The sequence below is a fragment of the Gordonia paraffinivorans NBRC 108238 genome (assembly GCF_000344155.1).
GTDB lineage: Bacteria > Actinomycetota > Actinomycetes > Mycobacteriales > Mycobacteriaceae > Gordonia > Gordonia paraffinivorans.
The window spans coordinates 47,723-71,493 of sequence record NZ_BAOQ01000027.1; the positions used below are offsets into that span (position 1 = coordinate 47,723).

General features: G+C 68.4%; 24 protein-coding genes. 12 read left to right on the plus strand and 12 right to left on the minus strand.

Features of this window, described 5'->3' with window-relative positions; genetic code table 11:
* The first annotated feature begins 29 nt into the window (after positions 1-29).
* Positions 30-455, plus strand: a complete 426-nt coding sequence (locus GP2_RS13760) for a hypothetical protein (RefSeq protein WP_306302388.1) — start codon at positions 30-32, stop codon at positions 453-455.
* 5 nt (positions 456-460) lie between these two features.
* Positions 461-640 carry a hypothetical protein gene (locus tag GP2_RS22425; RefSeq protein WP_006901128.1) on the plus strand — a complete coding sequence of 60 codons (180 nt, stop codon included), beginning with the start codon at positions 461-463 and terminating at the stop codon, positions 638-640.
* A gap of 51 nt (positions 641-691) precedes the next feature.
* Here the strand turns inward: GP2_RS22425 and ilvD are convergent, their stop codons facing one another.
* Together ilvD and GP2_RS13770 are read right to left on the minus strand one after the other, a co-directional pair.
* Positions 692-2,431: a dihydroxy-acid dehydratase gene (gene ilvD, locus GP2_RS13765; protein WP_040527057.1), complete on the minus strand. Its 1,740-nt coding sequence runs from the start codon at positions 2,429-2,431 to the stop codon at positions 692-694.
* Positions 2,432-2,509: 78 nt separating this feature from the next.
* Entirely contained in the window at positions 2,510-4,018 is a 1,509-nt protein-coding gene (locus tag GP2_RS13770) for an acyl-CoA synthetase (RefSeq protein WP_006901130.1), read from the minus strand.
* A gap of 234 nt (positions 4,019-4,252) precedes the next feature.
* Here GP2_RS13770 and dinB point away from each other — a divergent pair, with 234 nt between their 5' ends.
* The 3 genes from dinB (at position 4,253) to GP2_RS13785 (ending at position 7,647) form a co-directional block, all read left to right on the plus strand.
* Entirely contained in the window at positions 4,253-5,494 is a 1,242-nt protein-coding gene (gene dinB / locus GP2_RS13775) for a DNA polymerase IV (protein WP_006901131.1), read from the plus strand.
* A gap of 108 nt (positions 5,495-5,602) precedes the next feature.
* Complete coding sequence (locus GP2_RS13780; protein WP_006901132.1) at positions 5,603-6,901, plus strand: TrpB-like pyridoxal phosphate-dependent enzyme; 1,299 nt, start codon at positions 5,603-5,605, stop codon at positions 6,899-6,901.
* Positions 6,901-7,647, plus strand: a complete 747-nt coding sequence (locus tag GP2_RS13785; protein ID WP_040527059.1) for a DUF429 domain-containing protein — start codon at positions 6,901-6,903, stop codon at positions 7,645-7,647. The genes GP2_RS13780 and GP2_RS13785 overlap by 1 nt, the downstream gene beginning before the upstream one ends.
* A gap of 34 nt (positions 7,648-7,681) precedes the next feature.
* Here the strand turns inward: GP2_RS13785 and GP2_RS13790 are convergent, their stop codons facing one another.
* Together GP2_RS13790 and GP2_RS13795 are read right to left on the minus strand one after the other, a co-directional pair.
* A complete protein-coding gene (locus GP2_RS13790; RefSeq protein ID WP_006901134.1) occupies positions 7,682-8,266 on the minus strand; it encodes a GNAT family N-acetyltransferase in 585 nt (194 codons plus the stop codon).
* A 55-nt stretch (positions 8,267-8,321) separates the two neighbouring features.
* Positions 8,322-8,930, minus strand: a complete 609-nt coding sequence (locus GP2_RS13795; RefSeq protein WP_006901135.1) for a TetR/AcrR family transcriptional regulator — start codon at positions 8,928-8,930, stop codon at positions 8,322-8,324.
* 208 nt (positions 8,931-9,138) lie between these two features.
* Between GP2_RS13795 and GP2_RS13800 the strand changes: the two genes are divergently transcribed.
* On the plus strand, positions 9,139-10,257 hold the full coding sequence (locus GP2_RS13800; RefSeq protein ID WP_006901136.1) for a homogentisate 1,2-dioxygenase: 1,119 nt from the start codon (positions 9,139-9,141) through the stop codon (positions 10,255-10,257).
* Positions 10,254-11,435 (plus strand): alpha/beta hydrolase, encoded by a 1,182-nt coding sequence (locus GP2_RS13805; RefSeq protein ID WP_006901137.1) that lies wholly within the window; start codon positions 10,254-10,256, stop codon positions 11,433-11,435. Before GP2_RS13800 ends, GP2_RS13805 begins: the two co-directional genes overlap by 4 nt.
* 125 nt (positions 11,436-11,560) lie before the next feature.
* Here the strand turns inward: GP2_RS13805 and GP2_RS13810 are convergent, their stop codons facing one another.
* A complete protein-coding gene (locus tag GP2_RS13810) occupies positions 11,561-12,952 on the minus strand; it encodes an acyl-CoA synthetase (protein ID WP_006901138.1) in 1,392 nt (463 codons plus the stop codon).
* Between the two features lie 58 nt (positions 12,953-13,010).
* Positions 13,011-13,631, minus strand: coding sequence for an SRPBCC family protein (locus GP2_RS13815; RefSeq protein ID WP_006901139.1), 621 nt, complete (start codon positions 13,629-13,631; stop codon positions 13,011-13,013).
* 38 nt (positions 13,632-13,669) lie between these two features.
* On the opposite strand from GP2_RS13815, the gene GP2_RS13820 reads away from it, so the two are divergent.
* Positions 13,670-13,996, plus strand: a complete 327-nt coding sequence (locus GP2_RS13820; RefSeq protein WP_006901140.1) for a hypothetical protein — start codon at positions 13,670-13,672, stop codon at positions 13,994-13,996.
* On the opposite strand, the gene GP2_RS13825 is transcribed toward GP2_RS13820, so the two are convergent.
* The gene (locus GP2_RS13825) at positions 13,993-14,679 is read right to left on the minus strand and encodes a helix-turn-helix transcriptional regulator (RefSeq protein WP_006901141.1); all 687 of its coding nucleotides are present in this window, start codon (positions 14,677-14,679) and stop codon (positions 13,993-13,995) included. The two genes, GP2_RS13820 and GP2_RS13825, sit on opposite strands and share 4 nt — an antisense overlap.
* A 282-nt stretch (positions 14,680-14,961) precedes the next feature.
* Between GP2_RS13825 and GP2_RS13830 the strand changes: the two genes are divergently transcribed.
* A complete protein-coding gene (locus tag GP2_RS13830) occupies positions 14,962-15,702 on the plus strand; it encodes an MSMEG_1198 family transcriptional regulator (RefSeq protein ID WP_006901142.1) in 741 nt (246 codons plus the stop codon).
* Here the strand turns inward: GP2_RS13830 and GP2_RS13835 are convergent.
* From GP2_RS13835 to GP2_RS13855, 5 genes are all read right to left on the minus strand, one after another.
* On the minus strand, positions 15,650-16,492 hold the full coding sequence (locus GP2_RS13835) for an HAD family hydrolase (protein WP_051997225.1): 843 nt from the start codon (positions 16,490-16,492) through the stop codon (positions 15,650-15,652). The genes GP2_RS13830 and GP2_RS13835 overlap by 53 nt on opposite strands.
* Positions 16,493-16,566: 74 nt before the next feature.
* Positions 16,567-17,700 (minus strand): cysteine protease StiP family protein, encoded by a 1,134-nt coding sequence (locus tag GP2_RS13840; RefSeq protein WP_006901144.1) that lies wholly within the window; start codon positions 17,698-17,700, stop codon positions 16,567-16,569.
* Positions 17,697-19,010 carry a phosphoribosyltransferase family protein gene (locus tag GP2_RS13845; RefSeq protein WP_006901145.1) on the minus strand — a complete coding sequence of 438 codons (1,314 nt, stop codon included), beginning with the start codon at positions 19,008-19,010 and terminating at the stop codon, positions 17,697-17,699. Before GP2_RS13845 ends, GP2_RS13840 begins: the two co-directional genes overlap by 4 nt.
* Positions 19,007-20,242 carry an HpcH/HpaI aldolase/citrate lyase family protein gene (locus GP2_RS13850; protein WP_006901146.1) on the minus strand — a complete coding sequence of 412 codons (1,236 nt, stop codon included), beginning with the start codon at positions 20,240-20,242 and terminating at the stop codon, positions 19,007-19,009. The genes GP2_RS13845 and GP2_RS13850 overlap by 4 nt, the downstream gene beginning before the upstream one ends.
* Complete coding sequence (locus tag GP2_RS13855; protein WP_006901147.1) at positions 20,239-21,351, minus strand: hypothetical protein; 1,113 nt, start codon at positions 21,349-21,351, stop codon at positions 20,239-20,241. The genes GP2_RS13850 and GP2_RS13855 overlap by 4 nt, the downstream gene beginning before the upstream one ends.
* Positions 21,352-21,587: 236 nt before the next feature.
* On the opposite strand from GP2_RS13855, the gene GP2_RS13860 reads away from it, so the two are divergent.
* The 3 genes from GP2_RS13860 to GP2_RS13870 are packed head-to-tail and all read left to right on the plus strand — an operon-like array spanning position 21,588 to position 23,701.
* The gene (locus GP2_RS13860; protein ID WP_006901148.1) at positions 21,588-22,208 is read left to right on the plus strand and encodes an AIM24 family protein; all 621 of its coding nucleotides are present in this window, start codon (positions 21,588-21,590) and stop codon (positions 22,206-22,208) included.
* A 15-nt stretch (positions 22,209-22,223) separates the two neighbouring features.
* Positions 22,224-22,934, plus strand: a complete 711-nt coding sequence (locus GP2_RS13865) for an AIM24 family protein (protein WP_006901149.1) — start codon at positions 22,224-22,226, stop codon at positions 22,932-22,934.
* Positions 22,931-23,701, plus strand: coding sequence for an AIM24 family protein (locus GP2_RS13870; protein ID WP_006901150.1), 771 nt, complete (start codon positions 22,931-22,933; stop codon positions 23,699-23,701). The genes GP2_RS13865 and GP2_RS13870 overlap by 4 nt, the downstream gene beginning before the upstream one ends.
* Positions 23,702-23,771: the final 70 nt, after the last annotated feature.

The following is a 23,771-nucleotide window of genomic DNA, read 5'->3' on the forward strand; positions in this document are numbered from 1 at the left end:
CCCGTTTTTCGAGTCCTGACGGGGGTCTCATGACCAAGACATCCATGCGTGGACTGCTGGCGGCCGTCCTCGCCGGCGGGATCATCACCGGCGGCATGTCCGGTGCAGGAGTCGCTCACGCCGACGGCGGCGGAGTGGAACTGGAGGGCGTGTCCAACGGGGACTGCACCGCCACCATCAAGGTCACGAATTACACGAACTCCACGTTCTTCCAGCCGGACTGGTGGTTCGCCGAGGAGAACGATCCGGACATGGTCAACAGGACGGACATTCCGGCGACCATGGAACCGCCCTGGCGGGAGGAGTCGGGAATAGCCTGGCCCATCGCCCGGTGGGTGGGTGATCCGCCGCTGAGATCAGGCCTGGCGCCCGGGTTCCGGAATGGGACAGCAACAACAATTACAACCGGAACGCACAGCCCGACGGATTCCTCACTCAGCAGACCATCGACCTGAACGCGGTGTCCGGGGCGCCCGGACCGTCGGTAGACGGGACGAAGACGATCTACTTCCGGATCAAGACCGGTCCGCAGGAGGGCGATCGACTGCCGAACCCTCAGCAGCTGGTCGTCACCGGATGCCAGAAGCCGGGCGGCCCGCTCGACTTCGGCTCCCTCGATCTCGGGGCGCTGGTTCCCTAGCTGTACTGACCCGACGGGTTGGGTACGCCTAGCCGGCCGCGCGCTGCGGCCTCAGCGGCACACCGCACCCTGCGACGCAGAGGTGACCAGCTTCGAGTACTTCGCGAGAACACCGCGTGTGTAGCGGGGCGGCAGGGGAGTGAACTCTGCTGCCCGTGACGCCAGTTCGTCGTCGTCGACGAGGAGATCCAGGCGACCCCGTCCGACGTCGAGTCGGATGGCGTCACCGTCACGGACCAGCGCGATCGGCCCGCCGTCGACCGCTTCCGGCGCGACGTGGCCGACGCAGAGGCCGGTGGTGCCGCCGGAGAAGCGGCCGTCGGTCATCAGCAACACGTCCTTGCCGAGGCCGGCGCCCTTGATGGCGCCGGTGATCGCCAGCATCTCCCGCATACCCGGTCCGCCCTTGGGGCCCTCGTAGCGGATGACCACGACGTCGCCCGCGGTGATGGTGCCGTCCTCGAGTGCGTCCATCGCGGCCCGCTCGCGGTCGAACACCCGCGCCGTTCCCTCGAACACGTCGGAGTCGAAACCGGCCGACTTCACCACCGCGCCCTCCGGCGCCAGCGAACCCTTGAGGATGGTGATGCCGCCGGTCGGGTGGATGGGCGACCGGGTGGCCCGCAGCACCTGGCCGTCCGGGTCCGGCGGAGCGATGTCGGCAAGGTTCTCGGCGACGGTCCGGCCGGTCACCGTCAGGCAGTCGCCGTGCAGGAGTCCGGCGTCGAGCAGGGCTTTCATGATCACCGGGACGCCGCCGATCCGGTCGACGTCGGACATCACGTGCCGGCCGAACGGCTTCACGTCCGCCAGATGCGGCACCCGCTTGCCGATGCGCGTGAAGTCGTCGAGCGTCAGTTCCACCTCCGCCTCGCTGGCGATCGCCAGCAGATGCAACACCGCGTTGGTCGATCCGCCGAACGCCATCACCACCGCGATCGCGTTCTCGAACGCCTCGCGGGTCATGATGTCGCGTGCGGTGATGCCGCGGCGCAGCATCTCCACGACGGCGATGCCGCTCTGACGTGCGAAACCGTCGCGCCGCTTGTCGGGTGCCGGGGGAGCGGCGCTGCCCGGCAGCGACATCCCGAGGGCCTCGGCGGCACTGGCCATCGTGTTCGCCGTGTACATGCCGCCGCAGGCGCCCTCACCGGGGCAGATGGCGCGCTCGATGGTGTCGACGTCCTCCCGGCTCATCAGCCCGCGAGCACATGCGCCGACGGCCTCGAAGGCGTCGATGATGGTGACCTGCCGCTCCGACCCGTCGGACAGCCGCGCGTACCCGGGCAGCGTCGATCCGGCATAGAGGAAGACCGACGCGAGGTCGAGTCCCGCTGCCGCCATGAGCATCCCGGGCAGTGACTTGTCGCACCCGGCCAGCAGGACCGAGCCGTCGAGTCGTTCGGCGCTCATCACGGTCTCGACGCTGTCGGCGATCACCTCGCGCGAGACCAGCGAGAAGTGCATCCCCTCATGGCCCATCGAGATGCCGTCGGACACCGAGATGGTCCCGAACTCGAGCGGGTATCCGCCGCCTTCGTGCACGCCGTCCTTGACGGCTTTCGCCAGCCGGTCCAGGGAGAGATTGCACGGGGTGATCTCGTTCCAGGACGATCCCACGCCGATCTGCGGTTTGGCCCAGTCGTCGTCGCCCATGCCGACCGCGCGGAGCATGCCGCGCGCCGCGGTCTTCTCCAGACCGTCGGTGACGTCACGGCTACGGGGTTTGATGTCGACCTCGTCGGGCGTCGGCGTGTCGTCGTGTCGGTCGGGCCTGGCGCGCTCGGTCATGTGGCCCACGGTAGCGCCGCACAAACGAGATCGGGTTGCGTTCCCACGGCGATGGGAACGCAACCCGATCTCGAACGGTCAGCCGCGCAGTTCGCGCTTGAGCAGCTTGCCGCTCTGGTTGCGCGGCAACTCCTCGACGAACTTCACCAGTTTGGGCACCTTGAACGGCGCAAGGCGCTGCTTGACGTGCTCGATGATCTCGGCCTCGGTGACGGTGGCCTCGGCGCGCAGCACCACGACCGCGGTGATCGCCTCGATCCACTTCTCGTCCGGGGTGCCGATGACGGCGACCTCGGCGACGTCGTCGTGGGTGTAGATCGCGTCCTCGACCTCACGCGAGGCGACCAGGATGCCGCCGGTGTTGATGACGTCCTTGATGCGGTCGACGACGGTGATGTAACCCTCCTCGTCGCGGGTCACCAGGTCGCCGGAGTGGAACCACCCGCCGCGGAATGCCTCCTCGGTCGCCTCGGGGTTCTCCCAGTAGCCCTCGCACAACTGCGGTGAGCGGTAGAGGATCTCGCCGGGCTCACCGGCGGGGACGTCGTTGTCGTCGGCGTCGACGACGCGGGCCTCGACGAAGAACACCGGGCGTCCGCACGATGCCGGCCGGGCGTCGTGTTCCTCGGGTCGCAGAACCGCTGCGAGCGGGCCGATCTCGGACTGGCCGAAGCAGTTGTAGAAGCCGAGGTCGGGGTAGCGTTCGCGCAGTCGCTGCAGGACGGTGACGGGCATGATCGAGGCGCCGTACTGCGCCTTGCGCAGCGACGAGAGGTCGCGCTTGTCGAGATCGGGGTGGCTGGACAGCGGCACCCACACGGTCGGGGCCAAGAACAGCGAACCGATCCGGTATTCCTCGACCTGGCGGAGGATCTCGGGGATGTCGGGGGCAGGCATGAGACGCACCGTCGCGCCGACCGCGAGGTAGGGGAGCATGAACACGTGCATGCCGGCCGAGTGGTAGAGCGGCATGCAGATGAGCGGGTTGTCTGCGGGGTCGAGATCGAGCGCGATGATCGACGAGGTGTACTCGTGGATGAGCGCCCGGTGGGTCATCATGGCGCCCTTGGGCTTCGACGTCGTACCCGAGGTGTAGAGCAGCTGGACGAGGTCGCTGTCGGCGACCTCGGTCTCGAGGTCCGGGACGTCGCCGGTGGTGACGATGGCGACGAGTGAGTCGTCGGCGTCGCGCAGGGGGATCACGAACTCGGCGGGCACGACGTCGATGACGGCGTCGAGGTTCTCGGCGAGGGCGGGGTCGACGAGGACGGCACGGGCTCCGGACTGCTCGAGCAGGTAGCTCAGCTCACCGGCCCGCAGGGCGTAGTTGATCGGCACGTGGACCAGGCCGGCGCGCGCCGCGGCGAGGTAGCCGATGACGTACGCGTGCGAGTTGGTGCCGTAGCCGGCCACCCGGTCGCCCTTGACGAGGCCGAGGGAGAGCAGGTGCGCGGCGGCCCGGGTCACGGCGTCGTCGAGCTCACGGTAGGTGAGGGCCTCGTCGCCGAAGTGAAGGGCGGTGCGGTCGGGGAATCGGGCGGCGGTGCGCCGGAGCACTCCGTCGACGGTGTTCGAGGTGGGGGTCATCACACCAACAGGATGACTGTTGCCTGATCGACGCGTGAACGCACCCCCGTTGCCCTCGAGGCTCTGGGCGTCGAGGGCATCGTGGGCAACGGGCATCGTGGGCAACGGGTGCAATGGCCTTCATGGCACTGCCCGGGGTGGCGTCATGCCCCGAGGGTTCAAGTTCGAGTTCACTTGAAATCAAGGGGCGATTCCTCTGGCGACGTGTCCGATCGGTATGCGAACATATGTTCTATGCGGGTCGAGCGGCGCGAGCGGGAGGAGGCCTCGATCCTGCACGCCGACCTCGACTCGTTCTACGCCTCGGTCGAGCAGCGGGACGATCCCGCCCTGCGAGGACGCCCCGTCCTGGTCGGGGGAGGCGTGGTGCTGGCCGCCAGCTACGAGGCCAAGGCGAGGGGAGTGCGCTCGCCGATGCCCGGCCACGAGGCGCGCCGGCTCTGCCCGGACGCCGTCGTGGTCCGGCCGAGGTTCGACGCCTACATGGAGGCCAGCCGCGAGGTCTTCGACATCTTCCACGACACGACGCCTGTCGTGGAGGGCATCAGCGTCGACGAGGCGTTCCTCGATGTCGGCGGGCTCGGACGCGTCAGCGGGTCCCCGCAGGACATCGCCACGACGATCCGCCGCCGCGTCCGCGACGAGGTCGGTCTCCCGATCACGGTGGGCGGCGCACGCAGCAAGTTCCTGGCCAAGGTCGCGAGTGCGGTCGGCAAACCCGACGGACTGCTGATCGTCGCACCGGGCACCGAGCTGTCCTTCCTGCATCCGCTGCCGGTCCGCAGGTTGTGGGGCGTCGGACCCGTCACCGAGGCCAAGCTCCACGACGCCGGCGTCGAGACGGTGGGCGACATCGCGGCACTCGGACAACGTGCTCTTTGCTCGCTCCTCGGCCCCGGAGCCGGCCGGCACCTGTTCGCGCTGTCGCTGGCACAGGACCCCCGTCGCGTCGAGACGGGTAAGCGCCGCCATTCGATCGGCTCCCAACGCGCCCTCGGACGCCGGCCGAAGTCCGGCGCCGACCTCGAGGCGACGATCGTGGCCATCGTCGAACGGCTCGGCAAGCGGCTCCGGACCGCGGAGCGGGTGTGCCGCACGGTCGTCCTCCGGCTGCGATTCGACGACTTCACTCGCGCGACACGATCCCGCACGCTGCCCGAGCCCACCGATCGCACCGACATCGTCATGGCGACGGCGAGGGGGTTGCTGGCCGAGGCGATGCCGACCATCCGCGACAGCGGGTGCACGCTCCTCGGGCTGTCGCTGACCAACCTCGACCCTCGCGACAGCATTCAGTTGACGCTCCCGTTCGACACCGACAGGGCCGCGGGGAGCGTCTCGAGCGGACCGGGCGTCGGGGTTCGGCTCGACACCACCATGGACCTGCTGCGGGAGCGATTCGGCCGCGACTCGGTCACCCGCGCCGTGCTGATCGGCCGCGACCACGGCGACGACGCCCCGATGCTCCCTGACTAGGGATTTCGTAGCGAAAATGCGCGCCATGTCCCGTTGTTCTCTACGAATCGTCGCGAGAATGCATCAGCCGGAGTACGACGGGGATCGCGCGCACTAGAGTGTCAATCCATGACGCAAGTAGACGCCACCAATCCCGATCTGGTGACCGTCGGGGTCCCGACGCACTGGTACAACCTCGCCGCCGAGCTCGACACCCCGATCCCGCCCCACCTGCATCCCGGCACCAAGGAGCCGGTGGGACCCGACGACCTGGCCGCGCTGTTCCCCAGTGGTCTCATCGCCCAGGAGGTCTCGTCCGAGCCGTACATCGAGATCCCGGAACCGGTCCGTGAGATCTACAAGATGTGGCGGCCCTCGCCGCTGATCCGCGCCCGCAAGTTCGAGAAGGCGCTCAACACCAAGGCCCGCATCTACGTCAAGTACGAGGGCGTGAGCCCGGTCGGCAGCCACAAGACCAATTCGGCTGTGGCGCAGGCGTACTACAACAGCGTCGACGGCGTCACCAAGCTCACCACCGAGACCGGCGCCGGTCAGTGGGGCAGTGCGCTGGCCTTCGCCGGGGCCCAGTTCGGCATCGACGTCGAGGTGTGGCAGGTCCGCGCGTCGTACGACTCGAAGCCCTACCGCGGCTTCCTGATCCGCACCTACGGCGGCACCCTGCACCCGAGCCCGTCGGACCTCACCGAGTCGGGCCGGGCCATGCTCGCCAAGGATCCGAACACCACGGGCAGCCTGGGAATGGCCGTCAGCGAGGCGGTCGAGGTCGCCGCCTCTGACCCGGACACCCGATATGCACTCGGCAGCGTGCTCAACCACGTCGTGCTGCACCAGAGTGTCATCGGCCAGGAGGCCGTCGATCAGCTCAACGCGGTCGAGCCCGGTGGCGCCGACGTCGTCTTCGGTTGCGCCGGCGGCGGTTCCAACCTCGCCGGGCTCTCGTTCCCGTTCCTGCGGGAGAAGATCCACGGCCGTTCCAACCCGCGCATCGTCGCCGCGGAGCCGGCCGCCTGCCCGTCGATCACCCAGGGCGAGTACCGCTACGACCACGGTGACGTTGCCGGCCTCACGCCGCTGCTCAAGATGCACACGCTCGGAATGGATTTCGTTCCGGACCCGATCCACGCCGGCGGCCTGCGCTACCACGGCATGGCGCCCGCGCTCAGCCACACCGTCGAGCTCGGACTGGTCGAGGGTGTCGCCATCACGCAGAAGGACGCCTTCGCGGCGGGTGTGACGTTTGCGCGCACGCAGGGCATCGTCCCGGCACCGGAGTCGACGCACGCCATCGCCGCGTGTGCCGCGGCCGTTGCCGACAGCGACAAGGAGCAGGTCGTCGTCATCGGCCTGTCCGGTCACGGACAGCTCGATCTGCCGGCCTACGCGGAATTCCTCGACGGCAGGATCTGATGTCGCCGGCGATGCGGACGGTCGGCGTCGACCTGTCCGCATCGCCGGACAAGACCGCGATCGCGGTCCTCGAATGGTTCGACGACCGCGCCGAAGTGGTCGAACTGGGGGTCGGATGCGACGACGCCGCGATCCGGCACCTCGTCGACGGTGCGACACGTGTCGGCATCGACTCGCCCTTCGGCTGGCCCGATGACTTCGTCGAGTTCGTTGTCGCACATCACCGTGGCGGCTTACCGGGTGGGCGCGGCCTCGACGAGATCTCCCGGCGCCGTCCTCTCGCGCTCCGCCGCACCGACCTGTGGGTCGCAGAGTCCGGCCTCGGTCGCCCGCTCAGCGTGTCGGCGGACCAGATCGCACACGTCGCCTTCCGCTGCGCGGGCCTACTCGCCGACCTCGGCGTCGAGAACCGGGTGGACGGTTGGGCCGTCGAGGCCTACCCGGCGGGGGCGCTGAAGCGGTGGGGACTCACCTCGCGCGGATACAAGCGTTCCGCCAACCGATCCGTGCTCGCCGAACTCGTCGACGCCCTGTGCTCCGCGGCGCCCTGGCTCGTTCTCGGTCGGCACGACGGCCTCATGCGTACCGACGACGATGCTTTCGACGCGGTGATCACCGCTTTGATCGCACGGGCTGCGGAACTGGGCCTGACCACACGGCCTTCGGCTGACGACCTCGCGGTCGCGCTGCGGGAGGGGTGGATTCACGTGCCCGAATGCGCGCTGGACTCCCTGGCGTGCGGATAGGCGCGGGACGCGAGCCGAGTCGCCCTGTCGCAACTCACACCAACATCTTCCGCATCAGCACTCGTGGGAATCCGTTCAACACCGAGGTCGTGTCCGCGGCCTTGGTGAACCCGTGCTTCTCGAACAACCCGCGGGTCCCGACATAGGCCATCGTGAGATCGACCTTCTCCCCGCGGTTGTCGACGGGGTAGCCCTCGATCGCCGGGGCGCCGTTGGATCGCGCGTACTCGACCGCGCCCTCGAGCAGCGCATGTGAAATGCCCTTCTTCCGGTGGCCGGGTCGCACCCGGATGCACCACACGCACCACACCGGGAGGTCGTCGACGTGCGGGATCGTGCGATTGCGGGCGAACGTCGTGTCTGCGCGCGGTGACACCGCCGCCCAACCCACGACCTCCTCTGTCTCCCCGCTCGTGTCATACGCGAGGACGCCGAGCGGAATCCCGCTGTCGCACAACTGCTTGACGAACTCGCCTCGCTGCTCGCGCTGCAACTGCTGGTTCTGCTTGCTCGGTATCCGGTAGCTGAGACACCAGCAGACGTTGGAGGTCGGCTTCTTGGGACCGACCATCGTCGCGATGTCGTCGAAGACGGTGGCGGGCCGGACGTCGATCGTCATGCACCCACTGTCGCGAGGCTCGTCCGGGATTTCAAGGGACAGAACCGGTCCGCGTTCAGCGGCTCGTTCTCGATCCGTACACCGTGCGATACCAGACGGCGGTGAGGATCTCGATGGCCGTCTCGTCGTCGGGGATCGACCCGGCGACCCCGCCCCGGACGGCGAGCCAGGACCAGCACGACGATTCGAGCATGTTGACCAGGACGGTCGCGAGCGGTTCGAGGGGGATGCCGATGTCGTACCCGCCGCGCTCGGCGCCGTGCAGGCCGGCGAGCACCTGCTTGATGCCGGCAGCGCGTTGCGCATGCCAGCGGTCGCGGAAGTCGTCGTCGAGCATCGACATCTGGAACAGGCCGATGATCTCGGGCAGGTACTTCTTGTAGGTGGTCCAATAGGCGGTCACGGCCTGGCGGACCCCGTCCTCGGGGTCGGTGTTCTTGCTGGCGAGCGAGGCCTCGACCACCTCGTTGCTGAACTGGTCCAGCAGCGCCTCGAGCAACTGATCCTTGTTGTCGTAGTAGTTGTAGAACGACCCCGTCGAGCGGCCCGCGGCCTGTGCGATGTCGGAGATCTTGGTGTTCAGGTAGCCCTTCTCGGCGAAACAGCGTCGCGCTGCGTCGAGGAATGCAGCCTCCGTTTGACGTCCCTTGTTCGTCGGCGGCACCGCGCACTCTCCTTCCGCGGGGCGGTTCATCTCATCGAATCACGCAACTGCGTCCGGTTCGCGGACGTCTCGTCGGAGACTGTGGCCCTTGTCATATTCTGAACCTGAATCTAGCATCAGAAAATCCGCGCGGGAACAGCCTGGGGAGGGACTCCGCGCAGGACGTCGCCTGTCACGCCCTCCCGACCACAGCTCAGGAGTGGAGCCCATGGAATCGTTCATCCAGCACCGGAAGGGCCGCACGCCGCGGCAGGTCCACCGCGACGTCGAAGACTTCAAGGACGACGAACTCGGCCGCTACGGCTTCACCGGCCGCACCGCGCACCTCTACCGGCGCAACGATCCGACGCAGTTCCGCGCGGTCGGGACCCACACCGGCGTTGACAAGTTCGTCACCGAGCTGACCCCGACCGATCAGATCGATCCGGCGGGCGAGCCGTTGCTGATGTTCTACAACGACGACTGCCGCATCTCGCTGAGCCGACGCAGCGAGGCAGCGCCGTTCTGGTTCCGGCCGGTCGACGGCGACGAGCTGTTCTTCGTCCACGAGGGCACCGGCTACTTCGAGACCGAGTTCGGCCGCCTGCCCTACCGCCCCGGCGACTACCTCTACATCCCGAAGGGCTGCACGTACCGACAGGTCCCCGACAACCCGTCGCTGCTGCTGATCATCGAGGCGGTCGAGGAATTCCGGGTGCCCGAGCCCGGTGTGCTCGGACGGTTCTTCCCGTTCGACTCCTCGCTTGTCGTCGTGCCCGAGGCGGAGGCCTTCGAGGGTGACGGCCGCGACGAGTACGAGGTCCGGTTCCGCCAGCGTGACGGCGAGACGACCCTGTACTACCCGTTCCACCCGCTCGACGTCGAGGGCTGGCGCGGCGACCTGTTCCCGTTCACGTTCAACATCGAGGACTACGACGTCATCACCTCGGAGTCGGTCCACCTCCCGCCCACCGTGCACCTGTTCATGCAGGCGACCGGCGTCTACGTCATGAACTTCCTTCCGCGACCGGCGGAGTCGCGCAAGGGTGCCGAACGACTGCCCTGGTACCACCGCAACACCGACTTCGACGAGATCGCGTTCTTCCACGGCGGCAAGCTGTTCGGCGTCGACATGCCGCCCGGCTTCATCTCCCTTGCGCCACAGGGCCTTCACCACGGCATCCCGGAACGGGCCCGCGAACGGTCGCGGCGCAAGTTCGACGAGTTCGACCGCGTCGAATGGAAGGTCATCGCGATCGACACCCGACGCCGCCTGATCCCCACCCCCGTGATGACCGGTTCGGCCGATTCCGCGGCCGCCGAGGTCCCCGAAGGAGCCCGCGCATGACGGCCACGCTGCCGCGTCACGAGTACGAACGCATCCCCTACCTCGTCGTCTTCGACGACACGTCGGCCTACAAGGACACCTACGGCGGGGTCACCGAGAGCGTCGTCCTCGAGAGCTACCTGCTCAAACCCGTTGGGGTGCCATCAAAGAACGTCATCATTTTCATGCACCCCATCGGCGGTGGCGCCTACCTGCCGATGACGAACGCGCTCGCGCGGGCGGGCCACCACGTCATCTACTGCAACAGCCGATACCGCGGCGTCGACAGCGCGCTGATCATGGAGAAGGTCGTCCAGGATCTGGGAGCCTGCGTGAAGGACGCCAAGGAACGCCTCGGCTACGAGAAGGTCATCCTGGCCGGCTGGAGCGGTGGCGGGGCGCTGTCGCTGTTCTATCAGCAGCAGGCGCAGCGCGCGACGATCACCGAGACCCCGGCGGGGGAGCCGCCGGACCTCACCCGGCTCGACCTGCCGGCCGCCGACGGCATGATGCTCCTCGCGGCACATGTCTCGCGCCACGGGACGTTGACCGAGTGGATGGACCCGTCGATCCTCGACGAGAACGACCCGGACAAGCGAGATCCCGAGCTCGATCTGTACAACCCGGACAACCCGAACCAGCCGCCGTACAGCGCCGAGTTCCTGGAGCGCTACCGTGCCGCGCAGATCGAGCGGAACCGGCGGATCACCGCCTGGGTGAAAGAGCAGCTCGCCGAGCTCCGCGGCCGCGGCGAGCCGCTGATGGAGCGCGGGTTCATCGTGCACGGCACCATGGCCGATCCGCGGTGGCTCGATCTCTCCGTCGATCCCAGCGATCGCGAACTCGGTTGCTACCTCGGCGATCCGCGCATCGTGAACATGGGACCGGTCGGTCTTGCCCGCTTCTCGACGCTGCGGAGTTGGCTGTCGCAGTGGAGTTACGACGACGCCAACGGCGACGGGCCGCGCTGTGCAGCCGATCTCGAGGTTCCCACGCTGGTCATCGGCAACTCGGCGGACAACGCGTGCACGCCCAGCCACACCAAGAGGCTGTTCGACGCGGTCGGACACCCGGACAAGACGATGCACACCATCGTCGGTGCGACGCACTACTACTCGGGCCGCGACCAGATCCCCAAGCTCAAGGAGGCGGTCGGGATCATCACCGAGTGGCTGGGGGAGCGCGGCTGGGCGAACTGATCCGTACCGGACCCGGCGCGTCCGAGATCCGCCCCTGATCTCCACCCTCGGCAGCGCAGCGGATGCGATGACGTCATCCGCTGCGCGCTGGAGGGCGGATTCCGGGGCGCTTCCCAGGCCCCGGCTCAGCCGAGCAGCTTCTTCTGCACCTTGCCCATCGCGTTTCGGGGAAGCGAGTCGACGAACCGGATCTCCCGCGGGCGCTTGTGATTCGACAGTTCGCCGGCGACGAACTCGATGAGTTCGGTGTCGGCCACCTCATCACCCACCACGTAGGCGACGATCCGCTGGCCGAGGTAGTCGTCGGGGACGCCGATCACCGCGACCTCTCGTACCGCCGGGTGGGCGAGCAGCACCGTCTCGATCTCGCCCGCCCCGATGCGGTAGCCGGCCGACTTGATGAGGTCGGTGGCGCGCCGGCCGACGATGCGGTGCATACCGGACGGATCGATGACGGCGACGTCGCCGGTCGCGAAGAACCCGTCGTCGAGCCAGGATTCGGTGGTCGCCTCCGGCCGGTTGAGGTAGCCCGAGGACATCATCGGTCCGCGCACGTGGAGGTCGCCGACGCTCTCGCCGTCGTGGGGGACGTCCTCTCCGCCTTCGCGGAGTCGCGTCTCGACCCCGGCCAACGGCAGTCCGACCCACCCGGGCCGTCGTTCGCCGTCGACGCGGGTGCTCACGGTGATGAGCGTTTCGGTCATGCCGTATCGCTCGACGATCTCGTGCCCGGTCAGGTCTCGGATCCGCTCGAAGACGGGCACCGGCAGGGGCGCGCTCCCGGAGACCAGCACCCGCGCCGACGAGAGGGTCCGGGCCGCGTCGGGGTCCGCGCCGACCCGGCTCCACACCGTCGGCACCCCGAAGAACATCGACGCCCCGGATTCGGCGGCCGCGGCATACCCCGGCGCGGTCGGTTTCACGGTGTGGATCAGCCGGCCGCCGCGTCGGAGCGGGCCGAGCACACCGAGGATCAGCCCGTGCACGTGGAACAGGGGGAGGCCGTGGGCGAGCGTGTCGTCGGCGGTCCACAGCCAGGCGTCGGCGAGCGCATCGAGTCCCTCGGCGATCGCGTGGCGGGTGATCGGCACGCCCTTCGGCAGTCCGGTGGTACCGGAGGTGTAGAGGATCAGGGCCGTTGAATCGGCGCGCGGTTCGGGGTGCCGGTGCCACGACTTCGCGTACCGGCGGACCGGGACGACGGGCAGGGTGGTCTCATCCGGGGCCGGACCGAGCCACGCCTGTGCACCGGAGTCGGAGAGGATGTGCTCGAGTTCGCGCGGCCCGGAGTCGGGCGGCACCGGCACGACGGGGACGCCGGCGATCAATCCGCCGACGACGGCGAGGACCGTCTCGACGGTCGGCTGCGCCAGAACCGCGACGGTTCGCGCTCCCGCTATCCGTTCGGCGACGGCGGTGGCGGCGCCGACCAGATCCTCGCGGGACAGGTGATCGTCGCCGATGCGGACGACTTCGGGATCATCCGGGGCTGTGGGGGTCAACGTCGGCAACAGCACTTCTCCAGGGTGCCATGTCGCGGACCCGTTTCCGCGGAAGCACTCTCGGCCCGCGTGGTCACCCGTCGCGGGCGAGTCGCTCGGCGCGTTCCTTGATGCCGCGGAGCATCCTGCGTTCCATGATCAGCGATCCGGGCTCCATCGGGATCATCCCGAGTTTCCTGGCGAGCCCCGGCAGACGAAATCGGTTGCGGCTGATCAGTCGAGTGCCGTCGCCGTGGGGCACCAGCGTGAACGACCACAGCCAGTTGCCGTCCGCGGTCAGGGTCGCGTACGCGCGGTTGGGTTCTGCGACGACGACTTTCGGAGTGCGCGGCGCATCACCGATCGTGTCGCCGACGACGGGGTGCTGGTACTCCGGGAGTATCCGGTCGACGCTGTGCATGTCCAGGCCGAGCAGGTTCTCGATCCAGTCGTGGGTGTACGCGCCGCCTCGCGGGGACGGTCCCATCTGGACGAGCCAAGGGTAGACGGCCTCCGGCGGCGCGTCGACGGTGATCGCCCGCGTGGCGATGCCGTCGGCGTCGGGGAGCAGTTCGTCGCCGGGCAGTGTGGCGGTCGCCTCGTCGACGGTCGCGCCCCAGGTCATCACCCACGGGCGGACGAACGCCCGGTAGGTCTCGGCGAGCGCCGCCACTCCGAGGAGGCCGGCTGCGAGTGTGAGCGGACGGGTCTTCACGTGGTCCTCCGTGCGGCGACAGGGATCGGTGACGCGGTGTGCGGGTCGCGGTGTCGAAGGGCTCGACGCCCGAGAACTGCGAGGGCGATCTCCACGAGCCGATCACCGCGATCACGGGCCGGCGGAAGAAGATCTGCAGCACCGTCAACTGTACGGCGATCCACGCGATGAGCGACGCGCCGCCGGAGAAGACCTCCGAGGACGCCCCGTCGCGCACGCGAGAGCCCGGGCTGTCGAGGTTCGTCCATACCGGCCGGCGCCGGTCGACGAGCCGGGAAGTGACCTCACCACTCCGGTCTCGGCCGTGGCCGACGCCGCGTCGTGGCTACAAGGGCACCATCGCGGGTGTCGATGCCGCTCCCTAGGGGCGCACCCACCCGTCGGCCATGAACTCCACCAGCAACTGCGCCTTGTTGCCGATGGGTCGTCCGGCCTCCTCGTAGCGCCGGACCACCCGCCGGTAGTGCTCGCGCACGGTGCTCTCGGCGATCCGGTGGATGTGCGAGGTCTCGCGGAGGGTCGCGCCGAGTGTGTAAGTCTTCAGGATCTCGCGCTCGCGCTCGGTCACCCGTACACGGTTGGCGGGTGCGGCCCCCGACGATTGCGCCGGTGGTCCGACGACAGTGGCCAGCGCCTGTTTCAGCGCCGTCTCGGCGCCGTGTGCGCGCGGCGAGATCCGGATCTGGTCACGTCCGACGAGACCGTCGCCGACGAAGACGGTCTGGACGTTCCGCAAGCGGGGTGCCCGCCGGACCAGGTTGAGGACCCCGGCGGACCGGACGATCAGCAGGGCGGGGTTGCGCAAGGTGGACAGTTGCGCGGGCTCGACCAACGTCGCGTCGTACCCGCAGCCCTCCACGAGGGCGACGAGCGCGGCGTCGTAGATGTCGCCTTCGGCGACCACGGCGACGGGTCTGCGGGCGGACGAGGATGGTGCCGGTGTGGGTGCGGAGGTCGGTGACGTCTGTCCGACCGAGGCCAGGTGAGACGGCACCGTGACCTCTGGGGTCTCGTGGGGTCGTTGCAGTTCGTCGAGAGGGGCTGACATCGATACGGTCCTCCTGTTGACACGGTTTGTCAGGAAACCGGCCTCGGACATCGCCGTGGGGCCGATCGACTCATGCCCCGAAGCCGTGATCGACCTTTCTCGCGATCATGTGCAGACGTCTGCGAATGCGTTCCTCCGCAGACTCCTACTTCTCCAGACTTGCGAATCAGATGTGGCATGTCACGTTTTTGCGACCTGATTGATAGGCAATGGATACTGACGCGCTCGCGAAATCGAGTTGCTTGCGTGATCACGCACGATCGACGCACTTCAGGCAAAATCATGCACATGCCGAATCGTCTGCGAGTACTGGTGGCCTCGCCCCTGGGCCACGTGGTGGCAGCTCCCCTCGAGTCTGCTCTGGACTCCGCCCACATCGCCGTGGCCACCGACGAGGACGAGTTCGTCAGGTCGGTCGTCGGCAACGTCAGGTTCGACGTCGTCGTCTCCGATCTCATCTGGAACCGGCCGGAGATGGAGTGGACCTTCGACGGACTCGACGCCATCGGGATCCTCGCCGAGCACGACCGACACGCGCCGGTCATCCTCGCCACCCAGGGGTACGGGTTGGAGCAGGACCACCTCGACGAGGCGCGACTGCGGAACGAGGTCGTCGGTGTCATCGCGAAGTCCGACGGGTTCGCCACACTGATGAACTCGATCCGGGCGGCGGCGCTGGGACAGTCCGTCGCCGAGAAGGTGGAGCCGCCGCGACGCAAGCCGCTCTACGAACTGCTGACCGGTCAGCGCGGGCACACCGCCGGCCGCCTGGCCGGCGCGATCGCATCCGGAAACGCCTCCGACGGCGCCAGTCTGGCACGGGCGGCGAAGGTCTCACCCAACACGGCGAACAAGGTGACGAGCCACTACCTGGGGCCGATCATCGAGGCGCGGGGCGAACATCCCGCGGCATCGCCGATGACACAGGCCGCCGTCTACCGGTGGTGCGGTCTGCACGCCCGCTATCTGATCAGTTGGTGCCGCCGGCACGGACATCCCGACGTGCTGGCCCCGATGCCGTGAGTTCCGAGCGGGCCGGGGTGAATCCGGGGTCGTGCACCGACCGGAGGAACCACTCGAGGATCTCGACCCCGGCCAGCGCCCCGGTCCCGGCGGTCACCTCGAGGCCGGGGATCGTCCAGCCGAGGCTTTCGAGTTCGCCGTGGCGCGGTCGGATCGCGAGATCTGCGTAGGAGAGCAGGTCGGTGTCGAGTCGGCCGTCACCCGCGGCGTGGAGCCGCGCGTCCGCGGCGAGCAGCTCGTCGTCGACGAGCCTGCGACGCACTTCCGCGACCGCCGAGGACTTGGTGAGCGCTCGCGGCGTCGTGTAGATCTTGCGCCCCTGCTGCGACGCGGTCCAGCCACGCCGCTCGCACCACTCCCGCCAGTCGGGGAGAAACGCCTCGGGCTGGGCGTCCGGTTCGACGACGAGGTAGCAGAACAGGTCATCGGCGGTACGCAGCGAACGCACCCACGAGTCATCGATCCGTCGGCGCAGTTCGGTGAGCATCTCGTCGAGGCCGGCACCCGACGCGATCACCACGCGTTCGATGTGTCGCCGCCAGTCGGCGTCGTCCTCGCCGTCGACGAGGATGCGGCCGCCGTTGCTCACCACCGCATGACGGAACGGGGCGCCGGGCAGCGTGATGCGCTCGTACTGCGCGGGTGACCGCGTGGTGGTCGGGACCACCGGCACCTCCGCGGCGAGCTGCGCGAGGAGTTCGACGGCGGTGGTGGTCATGTACGACAGCGGCCCGCCGCGGTAGATCTCGACACACACCGTGTCGAGGCGGGCGAACTGGTCGGCGCCCATCGCGGCCTCGGAGTAGATCAGCGTGCGGTCGAGGTCGGTCGCCACAAGGGCGCTCGCCGGACCGACACCAGCGCTCACGCGTCTTCCTTGATCAGTCCGACGCACGAGTACGCGAGGTCGGGAGAGACCTCCACCGGTACGCCGCGTTCGGCCGCGAGCAGGCGGATGTGCCGGTGTTCGGGCAGGTCGCCCTCGCGCACCAGGACACGCCACGGCACTCGCCGCAGGAGCACGCGCGTGGTCTCGCCGACGCCCGGCTTGACCAGGTTGACCGACGACAGCCCGTATTCGAGACGGATCTGTTCCACCGACCTCCATCCCGCCCAGGTCGGGGTCCTGCTCTCCGGCGTCATCGCGGCCAGGCGGTCGCGGACGCGGTCGCGAACCGCCTCGAACTCGGCGCTGACGGAATCGAGGAACTGCGCGGAGACGTCGTGTTCGGCGAGGTGCCGGTAGAACTTGGCGCCGTGGAACTCGCCGGGACCGATGTGATCGGCGTTCAGGACAGTGCGCGACACCAGTCCGGAGACCGTGGAGTTCAGGCAGGCCGAGGCGATGAGGAAGTCGTCGCGCGTGCCGTACAGCGTGGTGCACGATCCCGGGTCGGCGAGTACGGCCAGCTCGTCGTTCAGCCGCGGACGGTCCGGGAGTCGCGCGTACTCGGCGAGCGCCGCGGTGAGTTCGCGCTGGATGGCGCCCTTGCCGGTCCATCCGTCGACGAAGACGATCGACTCGCCGGAATGCCGGGCCACGATGTGATCGAGCGCCACGGTGTCGATCCCCCGGTCGCGCACGATCGAGATCGTGTAGTGCTGCGGCTCGATGCCGTGCACGGTCTGCATCCAACGCCGGATGAGGATGCCGACGGGGGTGCCGGCGCGGGCGAGGGAGACCAGGGTCGGAGCCGGAGATCGTTCGGCCAGAACGAGTTCCGAGACGACGCCGACCGCTTCGGCGAGCCGGCGTGCCGAGGTGCGGAGCGTCTCGTGGAAGAGTTGTCGGTACTCCGGGCCGGGTTGGTACTCGATCGGCAGCGACTCGGCGTAATGGGCCTGCCCGGACTGGATACGGCGCTCGCGCTCGCGAAGATCGCCTTCCAGCGCGACATCGGACAGATCCTTGAGCAGCCAGGTGACCTCGTCGGGTGCGTAGGAACCGAACTGCGGCCCGCACAGCGGCGGAGTCCGTGTGGCGTCGAATGCGGTCATCGTGAGATCTCCTGAGACGCGGGCGTCGCGGCCGCGTGCTGCGGGGCGGCGGGCAGGATCGTCAGGGTCACCGGATGCCCGGCGGCGGTGAGCACGTCGAGCAGGCCGCCGGGGGCGCGGAGGTCCGCGGTGTCGGCGGGTGTGTCGACGACCAGCACCACCTGCGGATCCGGGAACACGGCCGACGACACGTTGTAGACGAATCGCGGCGTTCCCGGGTCGGATTCCGGTGCGCGGAAGCGGAATCCGCGGCGCAGGGGATAACCGGGGACGTCGTGCACCTGGGCGGGGGACCGGGTCGTGGTCTGGTAGCCGGTCTCGAAACCCCGGCGTTCGATGCCCTCGGCGATGCACAACGGCGCGTACATGAGCTCTTCGTGACCGATCACCACGACGGGGCGGCCCGGCTCGAGGTGCGCGGTGATCGTCTCGGCAGCGGAATCGGCGGCGCGATGGAACGCCGCGGAGTCCTCGCGCAGGAATCCGTGCCGCCCCCCGTCGGGGACGTCGTCGGGCCAGTCGAGCTCGATCTCGGTGACCGGGGCGCGCTGTGGCGCCACCGGATTCAGGTCGTCGGATGCCAGCTCCCAGACCTCGTCGAGCAGCGTCGGCGGGAGCGACACCGAACCCTGGGCGAGACTGACGTAGGCGACCTCGACCCCGAGTTCGGCTGCGGTCTTGTCGCATTCGGCGCGTTGGTCGGGGGTGCGCATGTCCACCAACGATGCGACGACGAATCGCGTCCGGGGGTGGGACCCGATGACGGACTCGATCGCGCGGACGGCGGTGGTGCCGGTGGAGATCTCGTCGTCGACGAGGATCAGCGTCTCGTCGCGAGTGCCGGCGTCGAGGAACGCGGGGTCGCCGGGCTGCAGGAGGTGGGTGGTCGCATGGGAATGCCCTTCCTCGAACGTTCCCGACACCATCACCCCCGGCAGATGACGACGCGTCGAATGGAGATAGCGCGAGGCCGAGATCGCCTCGGCCACGCAATGGCCCAGTCCCGTGGCGGTCTCGGCGAAACCGAAGACCACGGCGTCGCGGGCGGCGTCGGTCCCGATCCGGTCGATGATCGCCGCACCGAGGTCGTCGGCGGCACCCCGCACGCGGCGGACAGGTGTCGGGATGTGCTTGCCGAGCACCGTCGACACGAGCAGGTGTGCGCGCCTGCGGTTGTGTCGGAGACCCAGAACGACGAGGTCGCGCAGCCGATGACCGGCGTGGCCGCCTCCCTCGGCGGTGACCTCTACACCGAAACGTGTGGTGACCCAGTCGGGTTCGCGTTCCGCTGGGGTGCCCTGAACTGTCACCGGGACACCGCTCCCTGTCGGGCGAGCGCGGTCAGCAGGTCCACGAAGGTGACGCCCTGCCGGGTCACACCGAATGCGGCGGCACGATCCATCACGCGCAGCGCCCAGTTCCGATGTGGCTTCAGCTCGTTCATCTTGTTCCGATACGACGACGCCCGCACACCGCCGGAATCGGCGGCGAGGATGTCGAGCGCATCGTGGTACTCCTCATGGGTCACCGCGGACAGGGCATGCACCGCCGCGACGTGGGCCGGATGGATGACGGTCTTGCCGTGCAGGCCGTTCGCGCGGTCGAGGGTGATCTCGCGGAGCAGTCCGTCCATGTCCCGGCTCACCAGTTGCTGCCGGAAGTACACCGCATCGCTCTCGCGGAACGGCGTGTGGCGCAACAGCGGCTGGAAGAGCCGCTCGTGGTCGGCGAAGTACTCCCACACCGGTCCGGTCACGATGAAGCCGGACTCGTCGCTGCGTCCGAGATGGTTGACGATCCCGGCGATCACGTCGGCGGCCACCCGTACGTCATAGATCGTGAGGTCACGGTCGCGGCGGATGCCGAAGTAGCCGCAGATGTCGGTGGCACCGATCCGCACGGCGAGCACGTTCGAGCGGAACGCGGCGAGGTGCGCCGCGATGGTCGCGAGTTCCTCGTCGCGTGTCTCGCGATGGACGACCGATGCGGACTCGAGCACCGGCATCAGCCAGAGATGCTGTCCCAGGGCAGAACTCGCCTGCCGGACCGCATCGATGGCCGCACCGGCGTTGGCAGAGCCGAACTTCGGGATCACGAAACCGGTGAGCGCGCTCGGAGCACCGTTCGCCCGGTCGCGCAATGCCTCGACGATCGACGGGATCCGGTCGACCGAGCGCGGGCGGACGAACAGCAGCACCGGGTCACCGGGATGGTCGGAGATCTCCTGCAACGCGGAGACGGCGTGGCCGATGGCATCGGCCTCCTCGTGATCGGCGACGGCGTCCTCGAGGTCGATCACCATCGAGACCACTCCTTCGGAGCGCCGCCTGCGGATGACGCCCGCGAGGTCGGGGCGCGTGGCCGGCACGTACAGCGTCGCGCCCAAACCGATCGCCAGCCTCTGTGCGGGCCAACTGCTGCGGTCGATCGGCTCCGGAGGGCGACAGAACAGGGACTCGATGACCGACTGGCCGAGATGATCGAAATGTCGGAGTGTTCCGGGTTCGAGTCGGGCGTGATCGTGGCTTGCGGCGATCGTCATCGTGCGGCCACCTGTCCTCTCATCCGGGAGATGATCTCGATGATCCGGTCGTCCACGGCACGCAGCTGGGTGAGGTAACCCCAGTAGTCGGGGTGGACGCGATCGAGGTCCCCCTTCGCACGCTCGATCCGGTCGGCCTGAGCATCGAGGACAGAACCCCATTCGTCAACCAGGGAATGGTTCACCGCGAACAGCTGGGCGTCGCGCAGACGGAACCGGACACGCTGCTCGGCCGCCTGCGGGTCGGCACGGACGTCGCGGAGCACCCGAACCCGTTCGAAGACGGCGTCGACCGCATCCTCGGCGACCGCGAGATCGTCGCGCGCGGCGTCGGCCTGCTGGATGGCCTGGTCAGGGGCATCGGCGAGCATCCTCCGGGCGTCGGAGATGGCGGCGTCGGCGTGCGCAAGGCGCTCGTCGACGGTGGTCTCGGTGTTTTGCAGGTCGGCCGAGCAGTCCGCGCTGAACTCGCGCCGCAGGATCGACAGCATCTCCGGCACCCGGGCCCGGCGGTTGGCGATGGCACTGCGTCGCGTTTCCACCGACCGGATGACCTGACGGGCCCGCTCGGTGTACGTCGGCGCCTCGGCCAGGACCTCTTCCAGGTTCGTCGCCGCGGCGATCACCGATCTCGCCGCGGACTGCCGTTCGGGCAGACCCGTGGCCTGCTCGAAGGTGCGCAGCGCCCGGCCGAGCGCGTCGGTGGCGTCGGTCACCGTCTTCAGTCGACCGAATGACGGACCGGCGTTCTCGAGCGTGGTCATCGCCCGGTTGGCCGCGACCTTGGCCTCGTGCTCCTTGGACTGGGCCGACTGCATGGCGCCGCGGGCCTCCATCAGGGCGGCGGAGTTGGCGTCGGCGAACCGGCGCATGGACGCCGTGACACCGCGCAAGTCGTGGGTCACCCGGTCGATGTCCTGCTGACGGATGCGTGCGCCTTCGGGCGGAGAGGCGATTTGGAGGTACTCGGCGGTGATCCGCGCGTGCTCCTCGCGCAGCGCCGACCACGCGGCCCGTAGGGGTGTGCGGGGATCGAGGGCGGCCGCTGCACCCACCGCCGGGTCGATGTCAGCGAGGACGGATTCGGACTCGAGGAACGCCGATGTCATTTGTTCCGACGATGCAGGTGGAGCGGAATTCGTGCGTGAATCGTTGCGGAACCAACGACGTACGAAATTCCCGGACACGCTCCGATGCTATCGGCTGGATTTCATCCGCGTCTGTGGCCGCAGCCACCGGCTCACGGCGGGGTGGGCACCGATCACGGCGGGTGCGCGGACGTGGCGTCGATTGGCTTACGTGGGGCGGTCGGCAGGCGGCCTCCCCGGCGAGAGAGGCACGTCGAATGCAATTGGTACAACGCTCCAAACGTGTGGTCGAGGCGAGGCTGAACAACACCGCGGTTCGTGCGTTGAGCGGATCGATGGTCGCCTATGAGGGGCAGGTCGCGTTCAAGTCGGCCGGCTTCGGTGGAGGCGACGGGGTGCTCGCCGGCCTGAAACAGCGGGCGACCGGTGAGGGCCTGTCGCTCATGGAGGCGTCGGGCACCGGTGTCGTCTACTTCGCGCACGACGCCGCGGAGACCACGATCATCGAACTGAACAACGAGACGCTGCAGGTCGAGTCCGAGCAGCTGATGGTGCTCAACGGGAACCTGCAGACCAACGTCACCTTCGCAGGCCTGCGCGGCGCGTCGTCGGGTCAGGGGTTGTTCACGACGACGGTCACCGGGCACGGACAGGTGGCGCTCATCTCCAACGGTGGGCCGCTGATCCACCTCGAGGTGTCACCGCAGTACCCGCTCGTGGTCGACCCCGACGCCTTCGTCTGTGCGCGTGGGCAATTGAGCCAGTCGTTCGTGACCGATGTGTCCTGGCGGTCGGTGATCGGCCAGGGCAGCGGCGAGGCATTCTCGCTGCGCTGGGACGGTACCGGCGTCGTGTCGATCCAGCCGGCCGAGCGGTGAGGGCGAGGTAGATCGATGTTCACCAAGGTCAACAGCAAGGTCGTCTCCGTCGACATCGGCCGCACCGGCCCCGTGGTCGCCCGCAAGGGCGCGATGCTCTTCTACAAGGGCGAGGTCCTCTTCCAGCCGCATCAGATCGCCGGCGGCGGGATGGGCGGCGGTATGCCGGGCATGGGGGCGATCGGAGGCATGGCCGGCCGCATGCTCGCCGGCGAACACGAGTCGACGATGATCGCGCAAGGCAACGGCGAGGTGCACTACGGCTACCGCGGCATCGAGGTCCACATCGTCGATCTCGGCCAGGTCGGCGGCACCATCCGCGTGGAGGCCTCGCGGCTCCTCGCCTACGGCGCGAACCTGCAGGCATCGGTGGTCTCGGTGGCCTCGCAGGGAGGCGGCGGAGGCGGCGGTGGCCTGTTCGGCGCGCTGCGTTCCGCGGCGGCGGGCGTCGTCACCGGACAGGGCATGTTCACCACCCAGGTGTCCGGTCCCGGACAGGTCGTGATCCTCGGACACGGTGGGGTCTTCGAGCTCGAGGTGTCGCCGCAGAAGCCGCCGGTGACCGTCGATCCGCAGGCCTTCGTCGGCGCGTCCGGCCAGGTCACCACCACTCTGAGATCGACGGTCAGTTGGCGCAACGTCGGCCGAACCGGCGGCGAGGCAATGCAATTGGAATGCGCCGGCCAGGGAGTCGTGTACGTGCAGGCATCGGAGGAGAAGCTGTGAGCCAACTCAACACCGTGTGGAGTCCGATGAATCTGCCGTCGGACGACAACGTTCCCGACAACAACTACTCGTTCTGCATCGACCTGAATACCGCGCAGCCGTGGTTCATGTCCAAGGGCGCGATGATCGCCTACTACGGGCAGATGCAGTTCACCGCGCTGACGCACGGTCTGCAAGGACAGCTGCTGCAGATGGTGGCCCAGCAGTTCTCGGCGCCGCTGTACCTCGGGGACTACGTCGTCGCCGAAGGCCAGGGAAAGCTGATCATCGGCGACCGCGGCTACGACATCAACGCCTACGACCTCGAGGACGGCAACCTCACCATTCGGGCCGCGAACCTCCTTGCGTTCCAGCCGCAGTTGTCGCTCAACCAGTCCATCGTGCCGGGCTTCCTCACCATCATCGGAACTGGCAAGTTCCTGGCGTCGTCGAACGGGCCCGTGATGTTCGTCGAACCGCCGGTGCGGGTGGACCCCGAAGCCCTCGTCGGGTGGGCCGACTGCCCGTCGCCGAGCCACCACTTCGACCAGGCATGGGTGAACAGTTTCATCGCCGCGGCCGGGATGCGGCTGGGCATCAACTCCGGTGAGGAACGCCAGTTCGACTTCACCGGCTCCGGAACCGTTCTCGTCCAGTCGAGCGAGAAGGTCCGCGACGACTCGACGGTGGTTCGCACCATCCAGGGGCAGCTGCCCGGTCTGTCGACCTCCGGTCTGCAACAGATCAACCAGCAGATAACCCAACAGCTCACCCAACACCAGGGCTGATTCCGCGACGGCAACTGCGCCGCAGGTCGAGATGGCCTGCGGCGCAGTGGTGTCTGCGGCCGGGGATTCG

Bases quoted from the DNA above. Each gene is read 5' to 3' on its own strand.
- GP2_RS13760 (WP_306302388.1), top strand. From the start codon at position 30: ATGACCAAGACATCCATGCGTGGACTGCTGGCGGCCGTCCTCGCCGGC.
- GP2_RS13790 (WP_006901134.1), bottom strand. From the start codon at position 8,266: ATGACGATCGACGTCCGGCCCGCCACCGTCTTCGACGACATCGCGACG.
- GP2_RS13825 (WP_006901141.1), bottom strand. From the start codon at position 14,679: ATGTCAGCCCCTCTCGACGAACTGCAACGACCCCACGAGACCCCAGAG.
- GP2_RS13800 (WP_006901136.1), top strand. From the start codon at position 9,139: ATGGAATCGTTCATCCAGCACCGGAAGGGCCGCACGCCGCGGCAGGTC.
- GP2_RS13805 (WP_006901137.1), top strand. From the start codon at position 10,254: ATGACGGCCACGCTGCCGCGTCACGAGTACGAACGCATCCCCTACCTC.
- GP2_RS13865 (WP_006901149.1), top strand. From the start codon at position 22,224: ATGTTCACCAAGGTCAACAGCAAGGTCGTCTCCGTCGACATCGGCCGC.
- GP2_RS13830 (WP_006901142.1), top strand. From the start codon at position 14,962: ATGCACATGCCGAATCGTCTGCGAGTACTGGTGGCCTCGCCCCTGGGC.
- GP2_RS13840 (WP_006901144.1), bottom strand. From the start codon at position 17,700: ATGACCGCATTCGACGCCACACGGACTCCGCCGCTGTGCGGGCCGCAG.
- GP2_RS13835 (WP_051997225.1), bottom strand. From the start codon at position 16,492: ATGGGCGCCGACCAGTTCGCCCGCCTCGACACGGTGTGTGTCGAGATC.
- GP2_RS13850 (WP_006901146.1), bottom strand. From the start codon at position 20,242: ATGACGATCGCCGCAAGCCACGATCACGCCCGACTCGAACCCGGAACA.
- GP2_RS13860 (WP_006901148.1), top strand. From the start codon at position 21,588: ATGCAATTGGTACAACGCTCCAAACGTGTGGTCGAGGCGAGGCTGAAC.
- GP2_RS13785 (WP_040527059.1), top strand. From the start codon at position 6,901: ATGTCGCCGGCGATGCGGACGGTCGGCGTCGACCTGTCCGCATCGCCG.
- GP2_RS13770 (WP_006901130.1), bottom strand. From the start codon at position 4,018: ATGACCCCCACCTCGAACACCGTCGACGGAGTGCTCCGGCGCACCGCC.
- dinB (WP_006901131.1), top strand. From the start codon at position 4,253: ATGCGGGTCGAGCGGCGCGAGCGGGAGGAGGCCTCGATCCTGCACGCC.
- GP2_RS13780 (WP_006901132.1), top strand. From the start codon at position 5,603: ATGACGCAAGTAGACGCCACCAATCCCGATCTGGTGACCGTCGGGGTC.
- ilvD (WP_040527057.1), bottom strand. From the start codon at position 2,431: ATGACCGAGCGCGCCAGGCCCGACCGACACGACGACACGCCGACGCCC.
- GP2_RS13855 (WP_006901147.1), bottom strand. From the start codon at position 21,351: ATGACATCGGCGTTCCTCGAGTCCGAATCCGTCCTCGCTGACATCGAC.